This is a genomic window from Klebsiella sp. K4 (assembly GCF_014596785.2).
In the GTDB taxonomy this organism is placed as follows: Bacteria; Pseudomonadota; Gammaproteobacteria; order Enterobacterales; family Enterobacteriaceae; genus Klebsiella; species Klebsiella pneumoniae.
This window is the reverse complement of sequence record NZ_CP115021.1, coordinates 4,322,125-4,339,781: the sequence shown is the minus strand read 5'-3', so window position 1 is coordinate 4,339,781 and position 17,657 is coordinate 4,322,125. Positions and strand designations below refer to the sequence as shown.

15 protein-coding genes are annotated in these 17,657 nt (G+C 59.5%); 9 read left to right on the top strand and 6 right to left on the bottom strand.

Annotation, left to right across the window (positions count from 1 at the left end; translation table 11 throughout):
* The first annotated feature begins 137 nt into the window (after positions 1–137).
* From fhuA to fhuB, 4 genes are read left to right on the top strand one after another with little or no spacing between them, the layout of a single operon-like run.
* Positions 138–2,345 carry a ferrichrome porin FhuA gene (gene fhuA / locus IB144_RS21500; protein ID WP_004178624.1) on the top strand — a complete coding sequence of 736 codons (2,208 nt, stop codon included), beginning with the start codon at positions 138–140 and terminating at the stop codon, positions 2,343–2,345.
* Between the two features lie 45 nt (positions 2,346–2,390).
* The gene (fhuC, locus tag IB144_RS21495; RefSeq protein WP_004145876.1) at positions 2,391–3,188 is read left to right on the top strand and encodes a Fe3+-hydroxamate ABC transporter ATP-binding protein FhuC; all 798 of its coding nucleotides are present in this window, start codon (positions 2,391–2,393) and stop codon (positions 3,186–3,188) included.
* A complete protein-coding gene (gene fhuD / locus IB144_RS21490; RefSeq protein ID WP_004147133.1) occupies positions 3,188–4,078 on the top strand; it encodes a Fe(3+)-hydroxamate ABC transporter substrate-binding protein FhuD in 891 nt (296 codons plus the stop codon). Before fhuC ends, fhuD begins: the two co-directional genes overlap by 1 nt.
* Complete coding sequence (gene fhuB / locus IB144_RS21485) at positions 4,075–6,057, top strand: Fe(3+)-hydroxamate ABC transporter permease FhuB (RefSeq protein ID WP_134894612.1); 1,983 nt, start codon at positions 4,075–4,077, stop codon at positions 6,055–6,057. The genes fhuD and fhuB overlap by 4 nt, the downstream gene beginning before the upstream one ends.
* Before the next feature lie 136 nt (positions 6,058–6,193).
* Here the strand turns inward: fhuB and hemL are convergent, their stop codons facing one another.
* A complete protein-coding gene (gene hemL, locus IB144_RS21480; RefSeq protein ID WP_002889272.1) occupies positions 6,194–7,474 on the bottom strand; it encodes a glutamate-1-semialdehyde 2,1-aminomutase in 1,281 nt (426 codons plus the stop codon).
* A 180-nt stretch (positions 7,475–7,654) separates the two neighbouring features.
* On the opposite strand from hemL, the gene clcA reads away from it, so the two are divergent.
* Together clcA and erpA are read left to right on the top strand one after the other, a co-directional pair.
* Positions 7,655–9,073: a H(+)/Cl(-) exchange transporter ClcA gene (gene clcA, locus IB144_RS21475; RefSeq protein ID WP_004151932.1), complete on the top strand. Its 1,419-nt coding sequence runs from the start codon at positions 7,655–7,657 to the stop codon at positions 9,071–9,073.
* A gap of 81 nt (positions 9,074–9,154) precedes the next feature.
* Positions 9,155–9,499, top strand: coding sequence for an iron-sulfur cluster insertion protein ErpA (erpA, locus tag IB144_RS21470; RefSeq protein WP_002889275.1), 345 nt, complete (start codon positions 9,155–9,157; stop codon positions 9,497–9,499).
* Between the two features lie 71 nt (positions 9,500–9,570).
* Here erpA and IB144_RS21465 read toward each other — a convergent pair whose 3' ends face one another.
* The 3 genes from IB144_RS21465 to mtnN are packed head-to-tail and all read right to left on the bottom strand — an operon-like array spanning position 9,571 to position 11,722.
* Entirely contained in the window at positions 9,571–10,194 is a 624-nt protein-coding gene (locus IB144_RS21465; protein WP_002889277.1) for a TRIC cation channel family protein, read from the bottom strand.
* 36 nt (positions 10,195–10,230) lie between these two features.
* Positions 10,231–11,031 carry a vitamin B12 ABC transporter substrate-binding protein BtuF gene (btuF, locus tag IB144_RS21460; RefSeq protein ID WP_002889279.1) on the bottom strand — a complete coding sequence of 267 codons (801 nt, stop codon included), beginning with the start codon at positions 11,029–11,031 and terminating at the stop codon, positions 10,231–10,233.
* A complete protein-coding gene (gene mtnN, locus IB144_RS21455) occupies positions 11,024–11,722 on the bottom strand; it encodes a 5'-methylthioadenosine/S-adenosylhomocysteine nucleosidase (protein WP_002889282.1) in 699 nt (232 codons plus the stop codon). Before mtnN ends, btuF begins: the two co-directional genes overlap by 8 nt.
* Before the next feature lie 83 nt (positions 11,723–11,805).
* Here mtnN and dgt point away from each other — a divergent pair, with 83 nt between their 5' ends.
* The 3 genes from dgt to cdaR all read left to right on the top strand — a co-directional run bounded on the left by dgt (position 11,806) and on the right by cdaR (position 16,212).
* Complete coding sequence (dgt, locus tag IB144_RS21450) at positions 11,806–13,320, top strand: dGTPase (RefSeq protein WP_004145871.1); 1,515 nt, start codon at positions 11,806–11,808, stop codon at positions 13,318–13,320.
* A gap of 134 nt (positions 13,321–13,454) precedes the next feature.
* A complete protein-coding gene (degP, locus tag IB144_RS21445; protein ID WP_004145870.1) occupies positions 13,455–14,888 on the top strand; it encodes a serine endoprotease DegP in 1,434 nt (477 codons plus the stop codon).
* A 166-nt stretch (positions 14,889–15,054) separates the two neighbouring features.
* The gene (cdaR, locus tag IB144_RS21440; RefSeq protein WP_002889289.1) at positions 15,055–16,212 is read left to right on the top strand and encodes a DNA-binding transcriptional regulator CdaR; all 1,158 of its coding nucleotides are present in this window, start codon (positions 15,055–15,057) and stop codon (positions 16,210–16,212) included.
* Positions 16,213–16,330: 118 nt separating this feature from the next.
* Here cdaR and IB144_RS21435 read toward each other — a convergent pair whose 3' ends face one another.
* Entirely contained in the window at positions 16,331–16,717 is a 387-nt protein-coding gene (locus IB144_RS21435) for a DUF3461 family protein (RefSeq protein WP_002889292.1), read from the bottom strand.
* Between the two features lie 107 nt (positions 16,718–16,824).
* On the bottom strand, positions 16,825–17,649 hold the full coding sequence (dapD, locus tag IB144_RS21430) for a 2,3,4,5-tetrahydropyridine-2,6-dicarboxylate N-succinyltransferase (protein ID WP_002889295.1): 825 nt from the start codon (positions 17,647–17,649) through the stop codon (positions 16,825–16,827).
* Positions 17,650–17,657 lie beyond the last annotated feature (8 nt).

The window sequence follows — 17,657 nt, the reverse complement described above, 5'->3', positions numbered from 1 at the left end:
CTGGTTATTAATTCAGCCTTCGACCGGCGGCGACAGGCATATCGCTTGCCTTGCCTTCGACGTTTCGCCTATTATATCGCCCGTCATAATAATAATTCTCGTTTACGTTATCATTCACTTTCATCAGAGATATACCCATGGCGCGTCCAAAAACTGCTCAGCCAAATCACTCGCTGCGTAAAGTCGCAGCTGTAGTAGCCACGGCGGTTAGCGGCATGTCTGTCTACGCACAGGCAGCAGAACAACCGAAGCAAGAAGAAACCATCACCGTCGTTGCCGCCCCGGCCGCCCAGGAAAGCGCCTGGGGACCGGCGCCGACTATCGCGGCAAAACGCTCCGCCACGGCGACCAAAACCGATACCCCGATTGAAAAAACGCCGCAGTCTGTGTCGGTGGTGACGCGCCAGGAGATGGAGATGCGCCAGCCGACGACGGTAAAAGAGGCGCTCTCCTATACGCCCAGCGTCTTCTCCACTCGCGGCAGTTCGACCACCTATGACGTGGTCACCATTCGCGGCTTCACCACCTCGACGACCGTCAACACCAACCAGTATCTGGACGGCATGAAGCTGCAGGGGAATAACTACTCTGAAGTCTCCATGGATCCTTACTTCCTCGAGCGTGTGGAAGTGATGCGCGGGCCAACCTCGGTGCTGTACGGCAACAGCAACCCGGGCGGTATCGTCAGCATGGTCAGCAAGCGCCCGACTACCGAGCCGCTGAAAGAAGTGCAGTTTAAGATGGGCACCGACAATCTGTGGCAGACCGGGTTTGACTTTAGCGACGCCATTGATGATGCCGGCGTTTGGTCGTATCGCCTGACCGGCCTTGGCCGCAGTCAGGATGCCCAGCAGCAGATGGCGAAATCGACTCGCTACGCGGTGGCGCCCTCCTTTAGCTGGCGTCCGGACGATAAAACCGACTTCACCTTCCTGAGCAACTTCCAGAATGACCCGGATGCGGGCTACTACGGCTGGCTGCCGCGCGAAGGCACCGTGGTGCCGTATTACGACGCCAACGGTAAGGCGCACAAGCTGCCGACCGATTTCAACGAAGGCGAGTCCGATAATAAAATCTCCCGCCGCCAGAAGATGGTGGGCTACAGCTTCTCCCATCAGTTCGATGACACCTTTACCGTGCGGCAGAACCTGCGCTATGCCGATGTGCATACGCTCTATCGTTCCGTATACGGCAACGGCTATGTCGCGCCGGGCTACATGAATCGCGCCTACGTGCGCTCCGACGAGCACCTGAACACCTTCACCGTCGATACCCAGCTGCAGTCTGATTTCGCCACCGGCGCGGTCAGCCATACGCTGCTGACCGGCGTGGACTACTCGCGGATGCGTAACGATGTGGATGCCGACTACGGGACGGCGGATCCTATCAGCATGAGCAATCCGCAGTACGGCAATCCGAATATTCAGGTCACCTTCCCGTACGCGGTCCTCAACCGGATGGAGCAGACCGGCCTGTACGCGCAGGATCAGATGGAGTGGGATAAATGGGTGATGACCCTGGGCGGCCGTTACGATTACGCCACGACCTCAACGTTAACCCGCGCCACCAACAGCCTGGCGGAGAATCACGACCAGCAGTTCAGCTGGCGCGGCGGCATCAACTACCTGTTCGATAACGGCATCTCTCCGTACTTCAGCTACAGCGAATCGTTTGAACCGGTATCGGGTTCCAACAGCCGCGGCCAGCCGTTCGATCCGTCGCGCGGTAAGCAGTATGAAGCCGGCGTGAAATACGTGCCGAAAGATATGCCGGTGGTGGTGACCGCGGCGGTCTATCAGCTGACCAAAGACAAGAACCTGACGGCTGATCCGGCTAACCAGGCGTTCAGCATCCAGACCGGCGAGATCCGCTCCCGCGGCCTTGAGCTGGAGGCGAAGGCGGCGGTGAACGCTAATATTAACGTCACCGCAGCCTACAGCTACACCGATGCGGAGTACACTCACGATACGGTGTTCAACGGCAAACGTCCGGCGGAAGTGCCGCGTAACATGGCCTCCCTGTGGGCGGATTATACCTTCCACGAAACCGCGCTGAGTGGTCTGACGATTGGGGCCGGGGCGCGCTATATCGGTTCAACGGTCAGCTACTACAAAAATGACACCAGCACCGGTAAGAAAAATGATGCCTTTAGTGTGGCCGGTTATGCGCTGATGGATGCGACGGTGAAATACGATCTGGCGCGCTTTGGCCTGCCGGGATCGTCGGTCGGCGTCAACGTCAACAACCTGTTCGACCGCGAATATGTCTCCAGTTGCTACAGCGAATACGCCTGCTACTGGGGTGCCGGACGTCAGGTCGTCGCCACCGCCACCTTCCGTTTCTAACCACCTACGGGCGCGGTTCGCCGCGCCCTCTATCAGGTTATCGCTATGCAGGAACAGACTCCGCACGCAGAAACCACCTTCGCGCTGGATCGCGTCACTTTCCGTGTGCCTGGCCGCACATTGCTCCATCCGCTCTCGCTCACCTTCCCGTCCGGAAAAGTCACAGGCCTGATCGGCCATAATGGCTCCGGCAAGTCGACGTTACTGAAAATGCTTGGCCGTCATCAGCCGCCCTCCGCAGGCGAAGTGCTGCTGGACGGGCAGCCGCTGGAGAGCTGGGGCAGCAAAGCCTTTGCCCGCAAAGTGGCCTATCTGCCGCAGCAGCTGCCGCCGGCCGAAGGTATGACGGTGCGCGAGCTGGTGGCGATCGGCCGCTATCCATGGCACGGCGCGCTGGGTCGCTTTGGCGCAGCGGACCGTGAGAAAGTAGAAGAGGCGATTGCGCTGGTGGGGCTGAAGCCGCTCGCTCATCGTCTGGTGGACAGCCTCTCCGGCGGTGAACGCCAGCGGGCGTGGATCGCCATGCTGGTGGCGCAGGACAGTCGCTGCCTGCTGCTCGATGAACCCACCTCGGCGCTGGATATTGCTCATCAAGTCGATGTTCTGGCGCTGGTGCATCGTCTCAGCCAGCAGCGCGGCCTGACGGTGATCGCCGTCCTGCACGATATTAATATGGCGGCCCGCTATTGCGACTATCTGGTGGCCCTGCGCGGCGGAGAAATGATTGCTCAGGGGACGCCGGCGGAACTGATGCGCAGCGACACTCTGGAACAGATCTACGGCATCCCGATGGGGATCCTGCCACACCCGGCCGGTGCGGCGCCGGTAAGCTTTGTCTATTGATGATGAACCCAACTCTGATAACCCGACGCCGCCTGCTGATCGCGATGGCGCTCTCGCCGCTGCTGTGGCAGATGCGCGGCGCGCAGGCGGCCGACGTCGACCCGCAGCGCGTGGTCGCCCTGGAGTGGCTGCCCGCGGAGCTGCTGCTGGCGCTCGGCGTGACGCCCTATGGCGTGGCCGATATTCCCAACTATCGCTTGTGGGTGAACGAACCCGCGCTGCCCGACTCGGTGATCGATGTTGGTCTGCGTACCGAACCCAACCTTGAACTGCTGACGCAGATGAAACCGTCGTTTATCGTCTGGTCGGCGGGCTACGGCCCGTCGCCGGAGAAGCTGGCGCGTATCGCGCCCGGCCGCGGTTTCACCTTCAGCGACGGCAAACGGCCGCTGGCGATGGCCCAGCGTTCGCTACTGGAAATGGCCGATCTGCTGGGCAAAACGCAGCAGGCGAAGCGCCATCTGGCGGAGTTCGACGCGCTGATGGAGAGCCTGCGTCCGCGTTTTGCCGGGCGCGGCGATCGTCCGCTGCTGATGATCTCTCTGCTCGATCCCCGCCACGTGCTGGTGTTTGGCGAAAACTGCCTGTTCCAGGAGGTGCTTGATCGCTTCGGTATTAAAAACGCCTGGCACGGCGAAGCGGCATTCTGGGGAAGCGTTAGCGTTGGCATCGACAGGCTGGCGGCATTTAACGAAGCCGATGTCATCTGTTTCGACCATGGCAATGAGCGAGATATGGCTCAACTGCTGGCGACGCCGCTATGGCAGGCGATGCCCTTCGTGCGCGCGGGCCGCTTCCAGCGCGTTCCGGCGGTCTGGTTCTACGGCGCGACGCTGTCAGCGATGCATTTTGCCCGCGTGCTGGCTGATGCCCAGGGGAGTCCGGCATGAATACGCGTCTCTCGCCGTTAGCTATTATCCTGCTGGCCGGGCTGCTGGGCGTCGCCTTCGCGCTGAGCATCGTCAACCTCAATGTCGCCTTGCCCTATGCGCAGTGGCGGCAGGCGCTGTGGCAGCCGGATGTCGATGATATCGCCCAAATGCTGTTTCATTACAGTTTGTTACCGAGGCTGGCTGTTGCGCTGCTGGTGGGCGCCGGGCTGGGACTGGTTGGCGTCCTGTTCCAGCAGGTGCTGCGTAATCCGCTGGCGGAACCGACCACCCTTGGCGTCGCCACCGGCGCGCAGCTGGGGATAACGGTCACCACGTTATGGGCTATTCCCGGCGTGCTGGCGTCGCAATTCGCCGCGCTGGCCGGGGCCTGTCTGGTGGGCGCGCTGGTGTTTGGCGTCTCGTGGGGCAAGCGCCTGTCGCCGGTAACGCTGATCCTGGCGGGGCTGGTGGTCAGCCTTTACTGTGGCGCGCTTAACCAGCTGATGGTGATTTTCCATCACGACCAGCTGCAAAGCATGTTCCTGTGGAGCACCGGGACGCTGACGCAGACCGACTGGAGCGTGGCGCAGCGCCTGTGGCCGCAGCTGCTTGGCGGGGCAATACTCACCTTGCTGCTGCTGCGGCCGCTGACCCTGATGGGGCTCGATGACGGGGTGGCGCGTAACCTCGGGCTGGCGCTGTCCCTGGCGCGCCTCGGCGCCCTGACGCTGGCGATCGTCATCAGCGCGCTGCTGGTGAACGCGGTAGGGATTATCGGCTTTATCGGCCTGTTCGCGCCGCTGCTGGCGAAAATGCTTGGCGCCCGTCGGCTGCTGGCGCGGCTGCTGCTGGCGGCGCTGATCGGCGCGCTGCTCCTGTGGCTTTCCGATCAGGTGATCCTCTGGCTGAGCCGGGTATGGCGGGAAGTCTCCACCGGCTCGGTCACCGCCCTGATTGGCGCGCCGCTGCTGCTGTGGCTGCTGCCGCGGTTGCGCAGCATCAGCGCCCCGGTGATGAACGGCGGCGATAATGTGCAGCCTGAGCGCTATCATGTGCAATGGTTTGTTCTCGCAGGCGTCGCGTTGCTGCTGCTGGCGGTGAGCGTGGCGCTGGCCTTTGGTCGCGATGCCCACGGCTGGCTGTGGGCCCACGGCGATCTGCTGGAGCAACTGCTGCCCTGGCGCTGGCCGCGGGTGCTGTCGGCGCTGTTCGCCGGGGTCATGCTGGCGGTCGCCGGCTGTATTATCCAGCGCCTGACCGGCAACCCGATGGCCAGCCCGGAAGTGCTGGGCATCAGCTCCGGCGCGGCTTTTGGCGTGGTGCTGATGCTGTTCTTCGTGCCTGGCGACGCCTTTGGCTGGCTGCTGCCGGCCGGCAGCCTTGGCGCGGCGGCCACCTTGCTGATCATTATGCTTGCCGCCGGGCGCGGCGGCTTCTCGCCGCATCGGATGCTGCTGGCGGGGATGGCGCTGAGCACCGCCTTCACTATGCTGCTGATGATGCTGCAGGCCAGCGGCGATCCGCGTATGGCGCAGATCCTGACGTGGATCTCGGGGTCGACATATAGCGCGACGCCGGAGAGGGTGGTGCGTAGCGGCGCGGTAATGCTGGCGCTGCTGGCGCTGGCGCCGCTCTGTCGTCGCTGGTTAACCATCCTGCCGCTGGGCGGGGAGGCGGCGCGAGCGGTGGGCATGGCGCTGACGTCATCGCGGATTGTTCTGCTGCTGCTGGTGGCCTGCCTGACGGCGGCGGCGACGCTGACCATCGGCCCGCTGAGCTTTGTCGGGCTGATGGCGCCGCATATCGCGCGGATGATGGGCTTCCGGCGAACCCTACCGCATATGGTGATCTCCGGGCTGACTGGCGGGCTGCTGCTGGTCTTCGCCGACTGGTGCGGACGGATGATGATGTTCCCGTATCAGATCCCGGCGGGGCTACTGTCGACCTTTATCGGCGCGCCTTACTTTATTTATTTGTTGAGAAAGCAGAGTCGCTAACGGTCCTGGATGGCTTCAACATCCCCGGTGGCGCTATCGCTTACCGGGGCTACAGCGCTGTGCGATTTGGTAGCCCGGATAAGGCGCAATGCGCCTCCTCCGGGAAAATCCCTGCGCCACCAGGCATTCAAGCACCTTACAGCTTGGCAAATACCCGACGCGCGGCGTCGATGGTGTTGTCGATATCTTCTTCGCTGTGGGCTACGGACATAAAGCCGGCCTCAAACGCTGACGGCGCGAGGTACACGCCTTCCTCCAGCATCAGATGGAAGAAGCGCTTGAAGCGTTCAACGTCGCACTTCACCACGTCCTGATAGCAGGTGACGGTTTCGGCATCGGTAAAGAAGATGCCGAACATGCCGCCGACGTTATTGACCACCAGCGGGATCCCGGCGTCACGCGCCGCATCCAGCAGGCCTTGCGCCAGCTGGTTAGTCAGTTCAGTCAGGGTTTCATGGACCCCCGGCTGCGCCACTTCGTTCAGGCAGGCGAAGCCAGCCGCCATGGCGATCGGGTTGCCGGAGAGGGTGCCCGCCTGATAGACCGGACCGGTGGGCGCCAGAGCGTCCATTACCTCACGGCGGCCGCCGAAGGCGCCTACCGGCATCCCGCCGCCGATGATTTTCCCCAGACAGGTCAGATCCGGCTCCACGCCGTAGTAAGCCTGAGCGCCTGCCAGCGCCACGCGGAAGCCGGTCATCACTTCGTCGATAATCAGCAGGGCGCCAAATTCGTCGCACAGGGCGCGCAGGCCCGGCAGGAATTCCGGCTGCGGCGGAATGCAGTTCATATTTCCGGCCACCGGCTCGACGATGATGCAGGCGATCTCCTGCGGATACTGCTCGAACGCCGCGCGCACCGAGGCGAGGTCGTTATAAGTGCAGGTCAGGGTATGTTTGGCGAAATCGGCCGGGACGCCCGGCGAGTTCGGCTGGCCGAGGGTCAACGCGCCGGAACCGGCTTTCACCAGCAGGCAGTCGGCATGGCCGTGGTAGCAGCCTTCGAACTTAATGATTTTGTCGCGTCCGGTGAAGCCGCGCGCCAGGCGAATGGCGCTCATGGTGGCTTCGGTACCGGAGTTCACCATCCGCACCATATCCATGGTCGGCACCAGCTCGGTCACCAGGGCCGCCATTTTCACTTCCATTTCGGTCGGCGCGCCAAAGCTCAGGCCGCGGGATGCCGCCTCGATCACCGCATTGCGGATAGCCGGGTGGTTGTGGCCCAGCACCATCGGACCCCAGGAACCGACATAATCGATATAGGCTTTCCCATCCACGTCATAGAGGTAAGCGCCATCCGCGCGTTCGATAAACAGCGGTGTGCCGCCGACGCCGGTGAAAGCGCGCACCGGCGAGTTAACGCCGCCGGGGATCAGTTCGCGCGCAGCGTGGTACAGATTTTCAGATTTGCTCATGGCCAGGGTCCTGGTTCGTGAAAAATGTTTTATCGGCTATTCTAAGTTATTCCAGGATGGTTATGAAAGTTTTGCCCAATTGAAACAATGTGCCGCAAGGGCATTTTTTTGACGACGCAGCGCGCCGGGACGGCTAAAATGCCGCTCTCTTCATTTGTATTACCAATAATTGATAACGGCATGAAAGCAGAAACTCCCTCTTTTGAAGCACATCAGTTTGTGCGGGTGCGTCGCGGCGATGCGGTGCGCCGTCTGATTCAACGCGATAAAACGCCGCTGGCGGTGCTGTTTATGGCGGCAGTGGTCGGCACGCTGGCGGGGCTGGTGGGCGTCGCCTTTGAAAAGAGCGTGAACTGGGTGCAGAACCAGCGGATCGGCGCGCTGGCGCAGGTGGCGGACCACTGGTATCTGGTCTGGCCGCTGGCGTTTATCCTGTCGGCGCTGCTGGCGATGGTCGGCTATTTTCTGGTGCGTCGCTTTGCGCCGGAGGCCGGCGGCTCCGGGATTCCGGAAATTGAGGGTGCGCTGGAGGAGCTGCGGCCGGTGCGCTGGTGGCGCGTGCTGCCGGTGAAATTCGTTGGCGGCATGGGGACCCTTGGCGCCGGGATGGTGCTGGGTCGTGAAGGACCGATGGTACAGCTTGGCGGCAACATTGGGCGCATGGTGCTGGACGTTTTCCGCATGCGCAGTCCGGAAGCGCGGCATACGCTGTTGGCGACCGGTGCGGCGTCGGGGCTTTCGGCGGCCTTTAATGCGCCGCTGGCCGGTATTCTGTTTATCATCGAAGAGATGCGCCCGCAGTTCCGCTACAACCTGATCTCCATTAAAGCGGTGTTTACCGGCGTGATCATGTCGAGCATTGTGTTTCGCATTTTCAACGGCGAAGCGGCGATCATTGAGGTGGGTAAACTAAGCAACGCCCCGGTAAATACCCTATGGCTGTATCTGGTGCTGGGCATGCTGTTTGGCTGCTTTGGCCCGCTGTTTAATTTTCTGGTGCTGCGCACTCAGGATCTGTTCCAGCGCATCCACGGCGGCAACATCAAAAAATGGGTGTTGATTGGCGGATTAATCGGCGGGCTCTGCGGTCTGCTGGGGCTGATGCAGCCCTCCGCGGTGGGCGGTGGCTTTAACTTGATCCCTATCGCCGCTGCCGGTAACTTCTCCGTCGGACTGCTGCTGTTTATCTTTATTGCCCGCGTGGTGACCACGCTGATCTGCTTCTCTTCCGGCGCGCCAGGGGGCATTTTCGCGCCTATGTTGGCGCTCGGCACGCTGCTGGGCACGGCGTTCGGCATGGCGGCTATTCCGCTGTTTCCGGCCTACCATCTCGATGCCGGCACCTTCGCGATTGCCGGTATGGGGGCGCTGCTCGCCGCCTCGGTGCGTGCGCCGCTGACCGGGATCGTGCTGGTGCTTGAGATGACCGATAACTATCAGCTCATTTTGCCAATGATTATTACCTGCCTTGGCGCAACACTACTGGCGCAATTCCTCGGCGGTAAGCCTTTGTATTCGACCATTCTGCAGCGTACTCTGGCGAAGCAGGAAGCCGAGCAGGCGGCAAAAGCGCAGCAGGCTCCCCGGGAGAATACTTGAACGATTTACCAGGGTATTAGATAATGGCTCAAAAGGTCCGGTTATTCTTTAACCGGCCGGAAGTATCAATGGGAGCAGAAAATGAGTGATGACGTAGCGTTGCCGCTGGAGTTTACCGAAGCCGCAGCCAATAAAGTAAAACACCTGATTGCGGATGAAGATAATCCGAACCTGAAACTGCGCGTGTATATCACCGGCGGCGGTTGCAGCGGTTTCCAGTATGGCTTCACCTTTGACGATCAGGTGAACGAAGGGGATATGACCATTGAGAAACAGGGCGTCGGCCTGGTGGTTGACCCGATGAGCCTGCAGTATCTGGTCGGCGGCTCTGTCGACTATACCGAAGGGCTGGAAGGTTCGCGCTTTATCGTGACCAATCCGAACGCGAAAAGCACCTGCGGCTGCGGCTCCTCGTTCAGCGTTTAAAGCGAGTTCTCCCCCAGCGGGAGGGAGCAAACCCTAAAAACGGTAACCTTAAGGTTACCGTTTTGCTTTTATTACCGACCGTTATCGTCCAGGGCAAACGTCGGCAGCTTCAGATGCCAGCGAATAGCCGCCAGACGAATTACCAGGGTGACCACCATCCCCATCATTGCCGAATTCTCCAGCGGGAGATGAAAGGTGTCGTGTGCCGTGGCGTGGACAATACCGCCGACGATACAGGCGGTGGCGTAGATTTCGGTACGCAGAATCATAGGAATTTCCCGCGCCAGCACGTCGCGAATAATCCCGCCGCCGACGCCGGTCACCACCCCCATGCACACCGCGACCAGCGGGCCGCTGCCAGCAAGAAAAGCTTTATTGACGCCAATGCCGACAAACACCGCCAGACCGACGGCATCAAGAACGGGCAGGATCCATTTCGGCAGCCGGCGAGGCTGGCGGACCAGCAGGATGGTCAGCATGCTGGTGACCATCGCCACCACCAGATCGGTGGGATCTTTGACCCAGAATACCGGGCCATTCGCCAGCGCCATGTCGCGGATGGTCCCGCCGCCTACCGCCGTCACTACCCCTAACACCAGCACGCCGAATGGGTCCATACGCAGTTTTCCGGCTAGCAGTACGCCGGAGATCGCGAAGACAGCTGTGCCAATAATATCCAGCCAATAGACAAGCATCGTTGATTCCCACTGAACATCCGGTGTGCCGGATGATTATTTTACCTGGTCAAGCGCCGCACAAAGTTGTTTGGCGGCGAGGATAATACGTGGGCCGGCGCGTTCAAACCAGTCGCTGTGTAACGCAATCAACGAAATGGTGAGCTGATGTTGCCAAAAGCGCTGCGCTTCGGCAATGCGGCTGGCATCCCCGGTCACCACGATCGCCTGCGGCTGGCGGGCCAGCACCTGTTCGCGGCTCACCTGCGGCCAGGGAACGCGGCTGGTGGCGAAGATATTCTCGCCGCCGCAAAGCCTTAGCACCTGATCCTGAATCGAACCGGGGCCGCTGGTGAACAGCGGTGCGGAGCCGAACTGCAGGAAGACGCGTTTCTTCGGCGCGTTGGCATAGCGCGCTTTCAACGCATCGTATTCCTGCTGCATCGCCTGCGCCGCCTGCTGCGCTTTTTCCGGCTGCGGGCTCCACTGCGCCAGCTCACGCAGGGTAGCGATGATCTCTTCTATGGTCGAGGTCTGTACCCACAGGACATGAATACCCAGAGACTGCAGCTGGTTAACCTGGCGTTCGGCATTGCCCCCGCGCCAGGCCAGCACCACGTCTGGCTTGAGCGCCACGATGCGTTCCAGGTTCATTCCCTGCCAGCTGGCAACCTGTTCGATCGTTTTGGCCTGCGAAGGATAATCGGAATAGCTGCTGACGCCGACTGGCGTGATCCCGGCGGCAAAGGCCAGTTCGGTATTGGCGGGGGAGAGGGTGATCACCCGCGGCGCGGCCAGCAGCCACGCCGGGGCGAGTAACAGCAGCGCGGCAAGCGCGAAGGATAGCGACTTAGCCACGTGCCAGGTTCTGTACCAGATTCTCCACCATCAGGGTGGACTGTCTGGCGGCGACCGCAAGGAACTCCTCAAAGCTGAGGTGGGACTGCTGGTCGGCCACGTCGGAGATAGCGCGAACTACCACGAAGGGAACCTTAAAGTTATGGCAGACGTGGGCGATGGCGGTCGCTTCCATTTCCACGGCGATCGCCTGCGGGAAATTATGGCGGATCTTCGCCAGACCGACAGAGCCGTTAATGAAGGCATCCCCGCTAACGATAAGGCCGCGAACGGCGTTGAGATCTAACGCTTTAATGCAGCTCTCTGCGGCGGCCACCAGTTTTTCATCCGCCTTAAAACCCGCCGGGCAGCCAGGGAGTTGGCCGTATTCATAGCCGAAGGCGGTGACGTCGGCGTCGTGGTAGCGCGCTTCATCGGAGACGACGATATCGCCGACCTTCAGCGTCGACGCCAGGCCGCCGGCAGAACCGGTATTAATGATCACGTCAGGCTGGCAGCGCTCCAGCAGCAGGGTCGCGCCCATCGCCGCCGCTACTTTTCCGATACCAGACTTCAGCAGAGCGACGTCAACGCCGTGAAGTTGGCCGGTATAGATTTCGCTTCCGCCAATGGTGATGGTCTGGCGGTTTTCGATTTTGTCGCGCAGAAGGGTAACTTCCTCTTCCATAGCGCCAATAATGCCAATTTTCATAGATTTACTCGCGATGTGTCAGGTTTAGTTGCATAGTCTATCATGCGCTTAAGGGGAAGCGTATTGCTCGCGCGGGAGAGGCTATGGCAAAGATTGATTTTCGCAACAAGATAAACTGGCGTCGACGCTTCCGTTCGCCGCCGCGGGTGGAGACGGAGCGCGACATCCTGCGGATCTTTGAAAGCGATCGGGGACGGATCGTCAACTCGCCGGCAATCCGCCGCCTGCAGCAAAAAACTCAGGTCTTCCCGCTCGAGCGCAACGCGGCGGTGCGCACTCGCCTGACCCACTCGCTGGAGGTGCAGCAGGTGGGGCGCTATATCGCCAAAGAGGTGCTGAGCCGGCTGAAAGAGCTGAGGCTGCTGGAAGAGTATGGCCTGGAAGAGCTGACCGGGCCATTCGAGAGCGTGGTGGAGATGGCCTGCCTGATGCACGATATCGGCAATCCCCCGTTTGGCCATTTTGGCGAAGCGGCGATTAACGACTGGTTCCGTCAGCGCCTGGCGCCCGGCGATGCGCTCGGGCAGCCGCTGACCGACGATCGCTGCGAAGTGCAGGCCTTACGCCTGCATGACGGAGAGACATCGCTTAATGCGCTGCGCCGTAAAGTGCGCCAGGATCTCTGCAGCTTTGAGGGCAACGCGCAGGGCATTCGTCTGGTCCATACGCTAATGCGTATGAACCTGACCTGGGCGCAGGTGGGATGTATCCTGAAATATACTCGTCCGGCGTGGTGGTCTGAGGAGACGCCGGCCAGCCACAGTTATTTAATGAAGAAACCTGGCTATTATTTAGCCGAAGAAGAGTATGTCGCGCGTTTGCGTAAAGAACTGGATCTCGCGCCTTACAATCGGTTTCCATTAACCTGGATTATGGAGGCTGCGGATGACATCTCATATTGCGTCGCGGATCTCGAGGACGCGGTGGAAAAACGTATTTTTAGCGCAGAACAGCTCTATCAGCATCTTTACGACGCCTGGGGCAGTCATGAAAAAGGCTCGTTATTTTCGCAGGTAGTAGAAAATGCCTGGGAGAAATCGCGAGCCAATTATCTGAAGCAGAGCGCGGAAGATCAGTTTTTTATGTATTTGCGGGTGAATACGCTGAATAAGCTGGTGCCCTACGCGGCGCGCCGATTTATTGACAACCTGCCGGCAATCTTCACCGGGGACTTTAATCATGCGTTACTGGAGGACGACAGCGATTGCAGTCAGCTACTGGAGCTCTATAAAAATGTGGCGATGAAACAGGTCTTTAGCCATCCGGATGTTGAGCAGCTGGAATTGCAGGGCTACCGGGTGATCAGCGGCCTGTTGGATATCTATCAGCCGCTGCTGAAATTATCGCTGGAGGATTTCAGCGAATTAGTAGCGCAGGAGCGGGTACGACGTTTACCCATTGCCTCCCGGCTGTATCAGAAACTTTCGACCCGTCACCGGCTGGCCTATGTTGAAGCGGTAAATAAACTGGCGCGTACGGCGCCCGAATTTGCGCTGATGGAATACTATTATCGCTGCCGTCTGATTCAGGACTATATCAGCGGGATGACGGATTTGTATGCGTGGGATGAATATCGGCGACTCATGGCGGTGGAATAGGCTGGAGTTTTGTAAAGATGGACAATAAATTTTTACTTTTTCCAGAAACTTAATTCCGGAACTTAGCGTTATAAAATGACTCTGATAGTCACGTACACAGCAACTTTCGTTACCTGATATTGAGATTGAAACTGATGAAAAAAACCACGTTAGCAATGAGTGCACTGGCTCTGAGTTTAGGTCTGGCGTTGTCCCCGCTCTCTGCGAGCGCGGCAGAAACGGCATCTTCGGCCACTAATGCACAGCAGATGCCAAGCCTGGCCCCGATGCTGGAGAAGGTGATGCCGTCGGTGGTGAGCATTAACGTTGAAGGTAGCACCACCGTTAATACCCCACGGATGCCACGTAACTTCCAGCAGTTCTTTGGCGATAATTCGCCGTTCTGCCAGGATGGTTCTCCTTTCCAGAGTTCGCCGTTTTGCCAGGGCGGCGGACAGGGCGGTCAGCCTGACGGCGGCCAGCAGCAGAAATTTATGGCGCTGGGCTCCGGCGTCATCATTGATGCCGCCAAAGGGTATGTGGTGACCAACAACCACGTCGTGGACAACGCCACCACGATTAAGGTTCAGCTGAGCGATGGCCGTAAGTTTGATGCCAAAGTCGTCGGCAAAGATCCGCGCTCTGATATCGCGCTGATTCAGATTCAGGATCCAAAAAACCTGACGGCGATTAAGCTTGCCGACTCCGATGCGCTGCGCGTCGGTGATTACACCGTGGCTATCGGCAACCCGTTCGGTCTGGGCGAAACCGTGACCTCCGGGATTGTCTCCGCGCTGGGCCGTAGCGGCCTCAACGTGGAAAACTACGAAAACTTTATCCAGACCGATGCGGCGATTAACCGCGGGAACTCCGGCGGTGCGCTGGTGAACCTCAACGGCGAGCTGATCGGTATCAACACCGCCATTCTGGCGCCGGACGGCGGCAACATCGGTATCGGTTTTGCTATCCCGAGCAACATGGTGAAAAACCTGACCGAGCAGATGGTGAAATATGGCCAGGTGAAACGCGGTGAGCTCGGCATTATGGGCACCGAACTGAACTCTGAGCTGGCGAAAGCGATGAAAGTCGATGCCCAGCGCGGGGCCTTCGTCAGCCAGGTAATGCCAGGTTCGGCGGCCGCGAAAGCGGGCATTAAAGCCGGCGATGTCATCACCTCCCTCAACGGGAAAGCGATCAGCAGCTTCGCCGCGCTGCGTGCCCAGGTCGGCACCATGCCTATCGGCAGCAAAGTTGAGCTTGGTCTGCTGCGCGACGGCAAACCGGTGACCGTGACCGTCGAACTGCAGCAGAGCAACCAGACCCAGGTTGACTCCAGCACCATCTTCAACGGGATTGAAGGGGCGGAAATGAGCAATAAGGGTCAGGATAAGGGCGTGGTGGTCAATAATGTGAAAGCCGGTACCCCGGCGGCACAGATTGGCCTCAAGAAAGGCGACGTCATCGTCGGGGCGAATCAGCAGCCGGTGAAAAACATCGCCGATCTGCGGAAAATCTTCGACGCCAAACCGTCCGTACTGGCGCTGAACATTCAGCGCGGCGACGCCTCTATCTATCTGCTGTTGCAGTAACCGCCAGCGCTCGCTTCCCAGCCCCTTCCCTCGCCGAGGGCAGGGGCTTTTTTCGTTCTGTGACCGCCCCCACAACTCCACATATCTCACCCCGGCTTAGTGCAAATGCACAATGCAGCGCGACGATGACTCTTTTATGCTGGTGCCCAGCAAAGGGGAGGACTACATGGCTGGCTGGCATCTTGATACCAAAATGGCGCAGGATATTGTGGCGCGGACCATGCGCATCATCGATACCAATATCAACGTGATGGATGCCCGCGGGCGGATCATCGGCAGCGGCGATCGGGAAAGGATTGGTGAATTGCACGAAGGCGCGCTGCTGGTCCTCTCCCAGGGGCGGGTGGTGGATATCGACGACGCGGTCGCTCGCCATCTGCACGGGGTTCGCCAGGGGATTAACCTGCCGCTGCGCCTGGAGGGGGAGATCGTCGGGGTGATCGGCCTGACCGGCGAGCCGGAGTCGCTGCGAAAATATGGCGAGCTGGTGTGCATGACAGCAGAGATGATGCTGGAGCAGTCGCGGCTGATGCATCTTCTGGCCCAGGACAGCCGTCTGCGCGAAGAGCTGGTGATGAACCTGATTCAGGCGGAAGAGCATACCCCGGCGCTGAACGAATGGGCTCAGCGTTTAGGCATCGATCTCAATCAGCCGCGCGTGGTGGCGATGATTGAGGTAGACAGCGGTCAGCTCGGCGTGGACAGCGCGATGGCGGAACTGCAACAGTTACAGAACGCGCTGACCACCCCCGATCGCAATAATCTGGTGGCCATTGTCTCGCTCACGGAAATGGTGGTGCTGAAACCGGCGCTGAACAGCTTTGGCCGCTGGGACGCTGACGATCACGTCCGGCGCGTCGAGCAGCTTATCGCCAGGATGAAAGAGAATGGCCAGCTGCGCTTTCGCGTGGCGCTGGGCAACTTCTTCACCGGCCCAGGAAGTATCGCCCGCTCTTACCGTACCGCACGGACGACGATGATGGTTGGCAAGCAGCGGATGCCGGAGAGCCGCAGTTATTTCTATCAGGATCTGATGCTGCCGGTGCTGCTCGACAGCCTGCGCGGCGGCTGGCAGGCCAATGAGCTGGCCCGTCCGCTGGCGCGTTTGAAGGCCATGGACAACAACGGGCTGCTGCGGCGGACGCTGCAGGCGTGGTTTCGCCATAACGTGCAGCCGCTGGCGACGTCAAAGGCGCTGTTTATTCATCGCAATACGCTGGAGTACCGGTTGAACCGTATCTCGGAGCTGACCGGCCTGGATCTCGGTAGCTTTGACGACAGGCTGCTGCTGTATATCGCGCTGCAGCTGGACGAACAACGCTAAGACGTGGAGACAAAAAAATGCCGGGCAGCGACGCGCCATACCCGGCCTGGACGATGCATGCTGTCTGGAGTGGATAGAGACCACCAGCCCGGCCAGGCAACGCGCCGCCGGGATGCTCTTACTTACGGGTGAGCTTTTCCAGATCGGCTTCGATTTCGCTGATCTTATTGGTGACCACGCTTTCCAGATGGCGTAAATCGTCGAGGATTTTACGCTTGAGATCGATTTCAGTGCGATCGCGCTGGCAGATCTGATCTAACTCGTCGATAACGTAGCGCAGATTGGGGCTGATCTCCTGGACCTCTTTGTAGCCCTGGCCGACGCCGTCGGCGACGACGGTTTTGCGCTGACGCGGATATTTGAACTTCACGCTCTTGGCGAAGAATTCGCCTTTGTCTTTCTGAAAATAGATTTTCAGAATGTCGTTGTTAGCTTCCTGCCGCAGGCTATAGCGATCGATCTCATCAGGGTTGGTAATGCCAAGACTTTTCAGATTATCGTACATAACGGTACCTTTGATAGCATCATAACCATTGAATAATTAACGAAAAAATCCATTTTCGCCAGCATCAAATATAAAAAAAGCGGGATATCTCCCGCTTTTTATTTGCTTTAGTCGATGGTGCGCAGCAGCTCGTTAATGCCGACCTTGCCGCGGGTTTTGGCATCGACTTTCTTCACAATCACCGCGCAGTACAGGCTGTATTTACCATCTTTCGACGGCAGGTTGCCTGAGACCACCACCGAGCCAGCCGGTACGCGGCCGTAGAAGACTTCGCCGGTTTCGCGATCGTAGATTTTGGTGCTCTGACCGAGGTAAACGCCCATGGAGATGACGGAGCCTTCTTCGACAATCACCCCTTCAACCACTTCAGAGCGCGCGCCGATGAAGCAGTTATCTTCGATGATGGTCGGGTTCGCCTGCAGCGGCTCCAGTACGCCACCGATGCCGACACCGCCGGACAGATGCACGTTTTTACCGATCTGTGCGCAGGAGCCGACGGTGGCCCAGGTATCAACCATGGTGCCTTCGTCAACGTAGGCGCCGATGTTAACGTAGGACGGCATCAGCACAGTGTTGCGGGCGATGAACGCGCCCTGGCGCACGGCGGCCGGCGGCACCACGCGGAAACCTTCTTTCTGGAAACGCGCTTCGTCGTAGTCAGCGAATTTCATCGGCACTTTATCGAAGTAGCGGCTTTCCGCACCATCGATAACCTGGTTATCGTTAATACGGAAAGAGAGCAGTACCGCCTTCTTCAGCCACTGATGCGTCACCCACTGACCGTCGATCTTCTCAGCGACGCGCAGCGCGCCGGAATCAAGAAGGGCGATAACCTGGTTAACCGCTTCGCGGGTCACGGTATCCACATTAGCCGGCGTAATGTCGGCGCGACGCTCGAAAGCGGACTCAATAACGTTCTGTAACTGCTGCATTGTTTCTT

Coding starts and splice junctions, on each gene's coding strand:
- fhuA (WP_004178624.1), top strand. CDS start 138: ATGGCGCGTCCAAAAACTGCTCAGCCAAATCACTCGCTGCGTAAAGTC.
- fhuC (WP_004145876.1), top strand. CDS start 2,391: ATGCAGGAACAGACTCCGCACGCAGAAACCACCTTCGCGCTGGATCGC.
- fhuD (WP_004147133.1), top strand. CDS start 3,188: ATGATGAACCCAACTCTGATAACCCGACGCCGCCTGCTGATCGCGATG.
- fhuB (WP_134894612.1), top strand. CDS start 4,075: ATGAATACGCGTCTCTCGCCGTTAGCTATTATCCTGCTGGCCGGGCTG.
- hemL (WP_002889272.1), bottom strand. CDS start 7,474: ATGAGCAAATCTGAAAATCTGTACCACGCTGCGCGCGAACTGATCCCC.
- clcA (WP_004151932.1), top strand. CDS start 7,655: ATGAAAGCAGAAACTCCCTCTTTTGAAGCACATCAGTTTGTGCGGGTG.
- erpA (WP_002889275.1), top strand. CDS start 9,155: ATGAGTGATGACGTAGCGTTGCCGCTGGAGTTTACCGAAGCCGCAGCC.
- IB144_RS21465 (WP_002889277.1), bottom strand. CDS start 10,194: ATGCTTGTCTATTGGCTGGATATTATTGGCACAGCTGTCTTCGCGATC.
- mtnN (WP_002889282.1), bottom strand. CDS start 11,722: ATGAAAATTGGCATTATTGGCGCTATGGAAGAGGAAGTTACCCTTCTG.
- dgt (WP_004145871.1), top strand. CDS start 11,806: ATGGCAAAGATTGATTTTCGCAACAAGATAAACTGGCGTCGACGCTTC.
- degP (WP_004145870.1), top strand. CDS start 13,455: ATGAAAAAAACCACGTTAGCAATGAGTGCACTGGCTCTGAGTTTAGGT.
- cdaR (WP_002889289.1), top strand. CDS start 15,055: ATGGCTGGCTGGCATCTTGATACCAAAATGGCGCAGGATATTGTGGCG.
- IB144_RS21435 (WP_002889292.1), bottom strand. CDS start 16,717: ATGTACGATAATCTGAAAAGTCTTGGCATTACCAACCCTGATGAGATC.
- dapD (WP_002889295.1), bottom strand. CDS start 17,649: ATGCAGCAGTTACAGAACGTTATTGAGTCCGCTTTCGAGCGTCGCGCC.